This is a genomic window from Streptomyces sp. KL116D (assembly GCF_030766975.1).
GTDB lineage: Bacteria > Actinomycetota > Actinomycetes > Streptomycetales > Streptomycetaceae > Streptomyces > Streptomyces longispororuber_A.
This window is the reverse complement of the sequence record NZ_JASERH010000092.1, coordinates 1-9373: the sequence shown is the minus strand read 5'-3', so window position 1 is coordinate 9373 and position 9373 is coordinate 1. Positions and strand designations below refer to the sequence as shown.

The window sequence follows — 9373 nt, the reverse complement described above, 5'->3', positions numbered from 1 at the left end:
GGGCGTCCGCGCCGAGCCCCGCCGCCGTCGCGGCCCGCAGCACGAGCCCCGCGTCGACGCCCGGCCCCTCGGGGTCGGTCTCGTACGCGGCGGCGGCCAGCAACAGGACGAATCTCCCGGTCACTTACGTCACGGTAGGCCCGAACCGCCCAATGCACAGCGCCCGTTGGGCAGGCCGCCCAACCGGCGCCGCGACACGTTGTGCCCGTGCACAGAACGTCAGGACGTGTGCGGGCAGTTGCCCCGGTACTCGGCGATGGTCAGGCTCGCGCTCGGCAGCGGGCAGAGGAACTGCTCGTACCGGGTGTCGTTGTCGATGAAGCGCTTCAGCCACGAAATGCTGTACTTCGCGATCGTGGTGTTGGAGGAGTTCGGGGTGAAGTGCGTGGCCCCGCGCAGCTCCAGGTACGCCTTGTCGAGCGAGCTCGGCAGGCTCCCGTAGAACGGTTCGGAGTGCGTGGCCACCGGCGCGATCGTGTCGCCGTCGGCGCCCACCACGAGCGTCGGCGTCTGGATCTCGGGCCAGGTCTTGTCCAGGTTCCAGCCGGTGAGCGGGATCGCGGCCTGGAGCGACGGCCGGCTCTTGGCGGCTTCGAGGGTGCCGCCGCCACCCATGGAGTGCCCCATGACACCGAGCCGGCCGGTGTCGATGCGGCCGCGCACCGAGCTCTGCTGCGTCAAGTAGTCCAGTGCGGCGAGGAGTTGACGGCCGCGGCTGTCGGGCTGGTCGAGCGTGGTGTTGGTGTCGATGGTGAAGACGACGAAGCCCTGCGAGGCCAGGCGCGGGCCGAGCCAGGCGATGGACGACTGGTACGCCGTGTAGCCGGGCGAGATCGCGACGGCGCCGAACGTGCCGTCGGCGGTCGACGTCGGGTAGTAGATCGTGCCGCCGCCGAAGCCGGAGACGCCCAGGGAGGACACGGTGGTCTGCGAGACCGCGTAGGAGCCGCGTGCCGCCTCGATGCTCGACGTCGTCGGGGCCGGGCCCCGTTCGTAGGGGTTGTCGGCGGCCTGGGCGGTGAGGTTCTGCGTGGTGACGATGCCGCCGACGGCGAGGAGGGCGGCAAGTCCCGTGCGGATCAGGCGGGTTCGGGTGCGCATCTTCAGCACGATGCGGATTCCTCTCGGAGGGGCGGGCGCCCGTCCCGGGAGCGCCGCCGCTGTCGTGGACAGCGGCCACACTCCCGTGGGCGCGCCCCACCCGCATCGGCGAAATCACCGGTCCCGCGCGGTGATCGGGCGCCGACCCGTCTGCGGGGTCTCTCCGGGTGGGCGGGTGCGGGTCTCGTCGTGGCTGGTCGCGCAGTTCCCCGCGCCCCTGGAGATGCGCACTGCGTGCGCGACCTCCATCAGGAGAAGGCCGCAGGCCTTCAGGGGAAAGCGCGGCGAAGCCGCAGGCTTTCAGGGGCGCGGGGAACTGCGCGAGAAGCCCCACCGGCCCGCACACACCCGCCGAACCAGCGGAGCTATGGCGGCGACGCGTCTACCTGACCGGGTGCCCGGCCTCCCGCAACGCGCCCTTGACCTCGCCGATCCGCAGGTCACCGAAGTGGAAGACGGAAGCCGCGAGCACCGCGTCCGCCCCCGCCCCGACGGCAGGAGCGAAGTGCTCGAGACGCCCCGCGCCACCCGACGCGATCACCGGGACGGACACGTGCTTGCGGACGGCCTCGATCATCTCGATGTCGTAGCCGTCCTTCGTCCCGTCCGCGTCCATCGAGTTGAGCAGGATCTCCCCGGCCCCCAGCTCGGCGGCCCGGTGCGCCCATTCGACGGCGTCGATCCCGGCGGAGCGGCGCCCGCCGTGCGTCGTCACCTCGAACGACCCTGCCGCACCGGTGCGAGTGGCTGTGCGCCGCGCGTCCACCGACAGGACGAGCACCTGGCGGCCGAACCGCTCGGCGATCTCCCGGATGAGGTCGGGCCGGGCGATGGCGGCCGTGTTCACGCCCACCTTGTCCGCCCCGGCGCGCAGCAGCTTGTCCACGTCCTCGGCGGTGCGCACGCCGCCGCCCACGGTGAGCGGGATGAAGACCTGCTCGGCGGTCCTGCGCACCACGTCGTACGTGGTCTCGCGGTTGCCGGACGACGCGGTGATGTCGAGGAACGTCAGCTCGTCCGCGCCCTCGGCGTCGTACACCTTCGCCATCTCGACGGGGTCGCCCGCGTCGCGCAGGTTCTGGAAGTTGACGCCCTTGACGACGCGGCCGTTGTCGACGTCGAGGCAGGGGATGACTCGTACGGCGAGGCTCATGACGCGCTCCCACCCTCTCCTCGGCGGTACGCCTCGACCTCGACCTCGACGACCAGCGACGGGTCGACGAAGCCGGAGACGATGAGCATGGACGCGGCGGGGCGGACGGCGTCGAACAGCTCCTTGTGAGCACGTCCGACCTCGTCCACGTCCCGCGCGTGCGTGATGTACATCCGGGTGCGGACGACGTCGTCGCGGGTCAGCCCCAGTTCGGCGAGCGCGTCGAACGCCACGGAGAACGCGTTCACCGCCTGCTCGTACGGGCCGCCCTCGGCGATGACGCCGTTGACGACGGAGGTGCAGCCGGAGACCAGGACAAGACCGTTCGGCAGCTCGACGGCGCGCGCGTAGCCGAAGGCGTCCTCCCACGGCGCGCCGGACCGCACACGGCGTACGGCGTCACTCATGACGAGACCGCCGCAAGCGCCTCTTCCAGCGTGAACGCCTTGGCGTACAGCGCCTTGCCGACGATGGAGCCCTCGACGCCCAGCGGCACGAGCTCGGCGATGGCGCGCAGGTCGTCCAGGGAGGAGACGCCGCCGGAGGCGACGACCGGGCGGTCGGTGGCCGCGCAGACGTTCTTCAGGAGCTCCAGGTTCGGGCCCTGCAGCGTGCCGTCCTTGGCGATGTCGGTGACCACGTAGCGCGCGCAGCCCTCGGCGTTGAGGCGCTCCAGGGTCTCGTAGAGGTCGCCGCCGTCGCGGGTCCAGCCGCGGCCGCGCAGCGTGGTCCCGCGGACGTCCAGGCCGACCGCGATCTTGTCGCCGTGCTCGGCGATGACCTTGGCGACCCACTCGGGGGTCTCCAGGGCGGCGGTGCCGAGGTTGACGCGGGTGCAGCCGGTGGCGAGGGCGGCGGCCAGCGTGTCGTCGTCACGGATGCCGCCGGACAGCTCGACCTTGATGTCCATGGCCTGGCTGACCTCGCGGATCAGCGCGCGGTTGTCACCGGTGCCGAACGCGGCGTCCAGGTCGACCAGGTGCAGCCACTCGGCGCCGGAGTTCTGCCAGGCGAGGGCGGCCTCCAGCGGGGAGCCGTAGGAGGTCTCGGAGCCGGACTCGCCATGGACGAGGCGGACCGCCTGGCCGTCGCGGACGTCGACGGCGGGCAGCAGTTCAAGCTTGTTCACGGTGCTCTCGGCGGTCATCAGAGGGTTCCGATCCAGTTCTTCAGCAGCTGTGCTCCGGCGTCGCCGGACTTCTCGGGGTGGAACTGCGTCGCCCAGAGTGCGCCGTTCTCCACGGCGGCGACGAACGGCTCGCCGTGCGTGGCCCAGGTGACCTTCGGGGCGCGGATGTGCGGGTTGTGCACTTCCAGTTCCCAGCGCCGGACGGCGTACGAGTGCACGAAGTAGTAGCGCTCGTCGGCGTCGAGGCCGGCGAACAGCCGACTGTCCTGCGGTGCGCGCACCGTGTTCCAGCCCATGTGCGGGACGACGTCGGCCTTCAGCGGCTCGACGGTGCCCGGCCACTCGTCGAGGCCTTCCGCCTCGACGCCGTGCTCGATGCCGCGCGCGAACAGGATCTGCATGCCGACGCAGATGCCCATCACGGGACGGCCGCCGGCGAGCCGGCGGCCGACGATCCAGTCGCCGCGGGCCTCGGTGAGGCCCTTCATGCAGGCGGCGAAGGCGCCGACGCCGGGGACGAGCAGCCCTTCGGCGTTCATGGCCCTGTCGTAGTCCCGGGTGATCTCGACGTCGGCGCCGGCCCGGGCCAGGGCGCGCTCGGCGGAGCGCACGTTCCCGAAGCCGTAGTCGAAGACGACGACCTTCTTGCTGGCAGCGGAACTCATGGTCAGCTCCAGTAGTCGAGCCGCAGCACGCCCGCGACCAGGCACATGGCCGCGGCGATCGAGAGCAGCGTGATGAGGCTCTTGCCCATGCCCTGCTTGACGAACGAGTAGACGCCGCCGAGCAGGAACAGGCCGAAGACGATGAGGATGGTCGCGAGGCCGTTCATGACTAGAGGGCGCCCTTCGTGGAGGGAAGGATGCCGGCCGCGCGCGGGTCGCGCTCCGAGGCGTAGCGCAGGGCGCGGGCGAGGGCCTTGAACTGGCACTCCACGATGTGGTGGGCGTTGCGCCCGTACGGGACGTGGACGTGCAGGGCGATCTGGGCCTGCGCGACGAACGACTCCAGGATGTGCCGGGTCATCGTCGTGTCGTACTCGCCGATCATCGGCGCCATGTTCTCGGGCTCGGTGTGCACGAGGTAGGGGCGGCCGGAGAGGTCGACGGTCACCTGGGCGAGGGACTCGTCCAGCGGGACGGTGCAGTTGCCGAAGCGGTAGATGCCGACCTTGTCGCCGAGCGCCTGCTTGAAGGCGGCGCCGAGGGCGAGGGCGGTGTCCTCGATGGTGTGGTGCGAGTCGATGTGCAGGTCGCCCTCGGTCTTGACCGTCAGGTCGAAGAGGCCGTGGCGGCCGAGCTGGTCGAGCATGTGGTCGTAGAAGCCGACCCCGGTCGACACGTCGACCTTGCCCCGTCCGTCGAGATCGATCTCGACGAGGACGGAGGTCTCCTTCGTCACGCGTTCGATACGTCCTACGCGGCTCATGCGCCGTACTCCTTCTTCACTTCGCGGGCCGCGTCCAGGAACGCGTCGTTCTCTTCGGGGGTGCCGACGGACACCCGCAGGCGTCCGGGCACTCCGTTGTCGCGGATGAGGACACCGCGGTCGAGGATGAACTGCCAGACAGCATGGGGATCTTGGAAAACACCGAACTGGATGAAGTTGGCGTCGGCGACGGTCACGTCGAAGCCGAGCGCCGCCAGCTCCGCGACCACCCGGTCGCGTTCGGCCTTGAGCTGCTCCACGTACTGGAGCAGCGTGTCGGTGTACTCCAGGGCGGCGAGCGCCGTCGCCTGGTTCACGGCCGACAGGTGGTAGGGCAGCCGCACCAGCTGGACCGCGTCGACCACGGCCGGGTCGGCGGCGAGGTAGCCGAGCCGCAGTCCGGCCGCGCCGAACGCCTTGGACATCGTCCGGGAGACGATGAGGTTCGGCCGGCCCTCGATCAGCGGCAGCAGCGACGCGCCGTGGCTGAACTCGGTGTACGCCTCGTCGACGATCACGACCGCGTCGCGGCCCGCCGCCTCGTACAGCGCGAGGACGTCCTCGGCCGCCACCGCGTTGCCCGTGGGGTTGTTCGGGCTGGTGATGAAGACGACGTGCGGCTTGTGGGTGCGGATCGCCTCGACGGCCGCGGGCACGTCGAGGGAGAAGTCGGCGCGCCGGGGGGCGCTGATCCAGCCGGTGTTGGTGCCGCGGGCGAGCAGCGGGTGCATCGAGTACGAGGGCTCGAAGCCGAGGGCCGTGCGGCCCGGTCCGCCGAACGCCTGGAGGAGCTGCTGGAGCACCTCGTTCGATCCGTTCGCCGCCCACACCTGGTCGCGGGTGACCTCGTGGCCGGTCGTGCGGGTGAGGTACCTGGCGAGCTCGGTGCGCAGCTCGACCGCGTCCCGGTCCGGGTAGCGGTTGAGGTCGCGGGCCGCGGCGGCGACCCGCTCGGCGATCCGCGCGACGAGGGGCTCGGGCAGCGGGTACGGGTTCTCGTTCGTGTTCAGCCGGACGGCCACGTCCAACTGCGGTGCGCCGTACGGGGACTTGCCGCGCAGCTCGTCCCGTACGGGAAGGTCGTCGATGCCGGTCACTTGGTGTTCGGTACCTTCCAGTCGAAGCGGGCCTTGACGGCGGCCCCGTGCGCGGGCAGGTCCTCTGCGTCGGCGAGCGTCACCACGGTGGCGGCGACGTCGGCGAGGGCGTCCTTCGAGTAGTCGACGATGTGGATGCCGCGCAGGAAGGACTGGACCGACAGGCCGGACGAGTGGCAGGCGCAGCCGCCGGTCGGCAGCACGTGGTTGGACCCGGCCGCGTAGTCGCCGAGGGAGACCGGCGCCCAGGGGCCGACGAAGATCGCGCCGGCGTTCCGGACGCGCTGGGCCAGGGCCGCGGCGTCGGCGGTCTGGATCTCCAGGTGCTCGGCGCCGTACGCGTCGACGACCTTGAGGCCGTCCTCGATGGAGTCGACGAGGACGATCGCGGACTGCTTGCCCGTGAGCGCGGGCACGATCCGGTCCTCGACGTGCTTGGTGGCCGCGACCTGCGGCTCCAGCTCCTTCTCGACCGCCGCGGCCAGCTCGGCCGAGTCGGTGACGAGGACGGCGGCGGCCATCGGGTCGTGCTCGGCCTGGCTGATCAGGTCCGACGCCACGTGCACCGGGTCCGCGCCGGCGTCCGCGAGGACCGCGATCTCGGTGGGGCCGGCCTCGGCGTCGATGCCGATGAGGCCCGTGAAGTAGCGCTTGGCGGCGGCCACCCAGATGTTGCCGGGGCCGGTCACCATGTTCGCCGAGGGGCAGGACTCGGTGCCGTACGCGTACATCGCGACGGCCTGGGCGCCGCCCACCGCGTACACCTCGTCGACGCCGAGCAGGGCGCAGGCGGCGAGGATCGTCGGGTGCGGCAGGCCGCCGAACTCCTTCTGCGGCGGCGACGCGAGCGCGACGGAGCCGACGCCCGCCTCCTGCGCCGGTACGGCGTTCATGATCACGGACGACGGGTAGACGGACCGGCCGCCCGGCGCGTACAGACCGACGCGGTCGACCGGCACCCACTTCTCGGTGACCGTGCCGCCGGGCACGACCTGCGTGGTGTGGCTGGTGCGGCGCTGCTCGCGGTGGACGATCCGGGCCCGGCGGATGGACTCCTCCAGGGCCGCGCGCACGGCGGGGTCGAGACCGGCGAGGGCCTTGGCCAGCTCCTCGGCGGGCACCCGGACGTGCTCCAGGCGTACGCCGTCGAACTTCTCCCCGTACTCGATCAGCGCCGCGTCGCCACGATGATGCACGTCCTCGCAGATCGGACGCACCTTCTCCAGGGCGGCCGAGACGTCGAAGTCGGCTCGGGGCAGCAGCGAGCGCAGGGCCTGGCCCTCGGGGAGGGCGGCGCCGCGCAGATCGATTCGAGAGATCACGCACCAATTCTCTCAGACGCCGGTTTGCCGCCGGGCGCCCGTATCAATGGCTGATACACGCCCTGTCTCGGCCGTTGTTCCGGCCCCGGAAGATGACCTTCACCGCTAGCGTTCAGACGGTCACCGAGCGGGCATGAACAGTTGTACGAAACCCACGAGTAGCAGGTGACGGCGGGACCGGTGGGTCGTACGGGTCACGGGGATCCCGGGATCCCGGGATCCGGGGACACGGGGATACGGGGAGGCAGGGCAGTCGTGGTCGACGGGACGACGACCGGCAGCGCCAACGGGGACGTGCCGGACGGACTGACCGCAGCGGAAGCCGGAATGTGGCAGGCGTTCCGGAACGGGAGCGTCTACAACCTGCGGGCCGGGGACACCGCGGTGGACGACCCGCACGGCGGGCATCCCTGGGGCCCCGAGCGCAGCGTCCGGGCGAGGGTCGTGGCGTGGCTGCTGCTGGACGGCCCGCCGGCCCTGAGCGGCCGGGTGTCGTCGCTCAAGCTCCAGGGCGTGCAGATCACCGACGTGCTCGACCTCGCGGGCGGCACGATCGTCCCGTACGTGGAGTTGAAGGGGTGCCGCTTCGAGAAGGAGGTGCTGCTCCCGGAGGCGCACTTCACGACGGTGCGGCTCGTGGACTGTTCGGTGCCGCGCCTGGAGGCCGCCCGGGTGCACACCGAGGGCGATCTGCACCTCCCCCGCTGCCGCTTCCACAACGGCGTCCGGCTCACCGACGCCCACATCGGCACGGACCTCCTGCTCAACCAGGCGGTGGTGTTCCGGGACCGGCGCGGCAAGTCGATCATGGCGGACGGGATGTCGGTCGGGCAGGACCTCCAGGCCGAGATGCTGGAGACGCACGGCGAGCTGAGCCTGCGCGGCGCCACGGTGGGCGTCTCCCTGTCGCTGCGCGGCAGCCGGCTGAGCAACACGCACGGGCGCCGCGCCCTGAACGCCCCGCAGATGACGGTCGAGCGCACGCTGTACCTGACCCCGGCCGGGCTCGGCGACCCCCGCCAGACCAGCGGCTCCACGCCCGCGCGCGGCACCCGCGTGCAGCGCTTCGAGTGCGTGGGCGGGGTACGGCTCGACGACGGGCGGTTCGGCGACGCGATCGACCTGGACTCGGCGCGCTTCACGCTGGAGAACGACCAGGAGGTGTCGTTCCGCCGGGTGCAGACCCCGGAGCTGCGCTTCCTCGGGGAGCGGCCGCAGCGCGGGCTGATGGTGCTGTCCGGCGCGAAGGTCGTCAACCTCGTCGACCGGTCGACGAGCTGGCCGGTGGCCGGCCAGTTCCGGGTCAGCGGCTTCCAGTACGAGAACCTGATCCCGGTCGGCTCCTTCCCCCTCACCCGGCGGCTGAACTGGCTGGCCGACGCGACCCCGGAGTACCGGCCCGAGCCGTACGAGCAGCTCGCCACGATCCTGCGCAACAGCGGCGAGGACGCCGACGCCCGCGAGGTGCTCCTCGCCAAGCAGCGGCGGCGCCGCGAGACGCTGCCGCTGGCGGCGAAGGTGTGGGGCTACATCCAGGACTGGACGGTCGCGTACGGGTACCGGCCGGGACGGGCCGCGGTCTGGATGGCCGTGCTCTGGGGGGTCAGCACGGTCGCTTTCGGCCACGCCGACCATCCGCCGCTCAAGCCCGGCGAGGGCCCGCACTGGGACTCGGCCCTCTTCACCCTCGACCTCCTCCTCCCCGTGATCGACCTCGGCCAGTCGGGCAGCTGGCAGCTACGGGGCGGCTGGCAGTGGCTGGCGGCGGTCCTGGTCCTCCTGGGCTGGATCCTGGCGACCACGGTGGCGGCGGGCGCGACACGTCTGCTCCGCAGGGGGTAGCGGACCGGTTGCGCCCGACCGTGTGCGGCGGCCGGCTACCCCGGCACACGGTCGGGCACGGGTCCGCCCCGGCCGATCGCGCAGTTCCCCGCGCCCCCAAAAAACAGGCCCATCCGGGGCGCCCCCCCGCCGACGCCCTCGCCCTCGCCCGGGGCGACCCCCGCCGACTCCCGCGCCCTCGCCCGGGGCGACCCCCCACCCGCGCCCTGCCCTCGCCCGGAGCAACGCCTTCGCCCTCGCCTTCGCCCTCGCCTTCGCCCTCCCTCACCCTCGCCCCGCGCCCGCACCTTCGCCCTCGCCC

Annotated in this window: 10 protein-coding genes; 1 reads left to right on the top strand and 9 read right to left on the bottom strand. The window is 71.9% G+C overall.

Annotation, left to right across the window (positions count from 1 at the left end):
- Positions 1–219: 219 nt before the first annotated feature.
- The 9 genes from RBJ77_RS36765 to hisD all read right to left on the bottom strand — a co-directional run bounded on the left by RBJ77_RS36765 (position 220) and on the right by hisD (position 7230).
- Positions 220–1101 (bottom strand): alpha/beta hydrolase family protein, encoded by an 882-nt coding sequence (locus RBJ77_RS36765; protein WP_372348924.1) that lies wholly within the window; start codon positions 1099–1101, stop codon positions 220–222.
- 382 nt (positions 1102–1483) lie between these two features.
- Entirely contained in the window at positions 1484–2254 is a 771-nt protein-coding gene (hisF, locus tag RBJ77_RS36760; protein WP_372348923.1) for an imidazole glycerol phosphate synthase subunit HisF, read from the bottom strand.
- On the bottom strand, positions 2251–2661 hold the full coding sequence (locus tag RBJ77_RS36755; protein ID WP_372348922.1) for a RidA family protein: 411 nt from the start codon (positions 2659–2661) through the stop codon (positions 2251–2253). Before RBJ77_RS36755 ends, hisF begins: the two co-directional genes overlap by 4 nt.
- Positions 2658–3383 carry a bifunctional 1-(5-phosphoribosyl)-5-((5-phosphoribosylamino)methylideneamino)imidazole-4-carboxamide isomerase/phosphoribosylanthranilate isomerase PriA gene (gene priA, locus RBJ77_RS36750; protein ID WP_255966408.1) on the bottom strand — a complete coding sequence of 242 codons (726 nt, stop codon included), beginning with the start codon at positions 3381–3383 and terminating at the stop codon, positions 2658–2660. The genes RBJ77_RS36755 and priA overlap by 4 nt, the downstream gene beginning before the upstream one ends.
- A gap of 17 nt (positions 3384–3400) precedes the next feature.
- Entirely contained in the window at positions 3401–4048 is a 648-nt protein-coding gene (gene hisH, locus RBJ77_RS36745) for an imidazole glycerol phosphate synthase subunit HisH (protein ID WP_372348921.1), read from the bottom strand.
- A gap of 2 nt (positions 4049–4050) precedes the next feature.
- On the bottom strand, positions 4051–4215 hold the full coding sequence (locus tag RBJ77_RS36740; RefSeq protein WP_372348920.1) for a hypothetical protein: 165 nt from the start codon (positions 4213–4215) through the stop codon (positions 4051–4053).
- A 2-nt stretch (positions 4216–4217) separates the two neighbouring features.
- Positions 4218–4811, bottom strand: coding sequence for an imidazoleglycerol-phosphate dehydratase HisB (gene hisB / locus RBJ77_RS36735; protein WP_255966251.1), 594 nt, complete (start codon positions 4809–4811; stop codon positions 4218–4220).
- Complete coding sequence (locus RBJ77_RS36730) at positions 4808–5908, bottom strand: histidinol-phosphate transaminase (protein ID WP_372348919.1); 1101 nt, start codon at positions 5906–5908, stop codon at positions 4808–4810. Before RBJ77_RS36730 ends, hisB begins: the two co-directional genes overlap by 4 nt.
- The gene (gene hisD / locus RBJ77_RS36725) at positions 5905–7230 is read right to left on the bottom strand and encodes a histidinol dehydrogenase (protein ID WP_372348918.1); all 1326 of its coding nucleotides are present in this window, start codon (positions 7228–7230) and stop codon (positions 5905–5907) included. Before hisD ends, RBJ77_RS36730 begins: the two co-directional genes overlap by 4 nt.
- Positions 7231–7557: 327 nt before the next feature.
- Between hisD and RBJ77_RS36720 the strand changes: the two genes are divergently transcribed.
- A complete protein-coding gene (locus tag RBJ77_RS36720; protein ID WP_372348925.1) occupies positions 7558–9072 on the top strand; it encodes an oxidoreductase in 1515 nt (504 codons plus the stop codon).
- Positions 9073–9373 lie beyond the last annotated feature (301 nt).

What these genes read in the sequence shown, in the direction of transcription:
- RBJ77_RS36765 (WP_372348924.1), bottom strand. Translation starts at nt 1,101, where the DNA reads ATGCGCACCCGAACCCGCCTGATCCGCACGGGACTTGCCGCCCTCCTC.
- hisF (WP_372348923.1), bottom strand. Translation starts at nt 2,254, where the DNA reads ATGAGCCTCGCCGTACGAGTCATCCCCTGCCTCGACGTCGACAACGGC.
- RBJ77_RS36755 (WP_372348922.1), bottom strand. Translation starts at nt 2,661, where the DNA reads ATGAGTGACGCCGTACGCCGTGTGCGGTCCGGCGCGCCGTGGGAGGAC.
- hisH (WP_372348921.1), bottom strand. Translation starts at nt 4,048, where the DNA reads ATGAGTTCCGCTGCCAGCAAGAAGGTCGTCGTCTTCGACTACGGCTTC.
- RBJ77_RS36740 (WP_372348920.1), bottom strand. Translation starts at nt 4,215, where the DNA reads ATGAACGGCCTCGCGACCATCCTCATCGTCTTCGGCCTGTTCCTGCTC.
- hisB (WP_255966251.1), bottom strand. Translation starts at nt 4,811, where the DNA reads ATGAGCCGCGTAGGACGTATCGAACGCGTGACGAAGGAGACCTCCGTC.
- RBJ77_RS36720 (WP_372348925.1), top strand. Translation starts at nt 7,558, where the DNA reads ATGTGGCAGGCGTTCCGGAACGGGAGCGTCTACAACCTGCGGGCCGGG.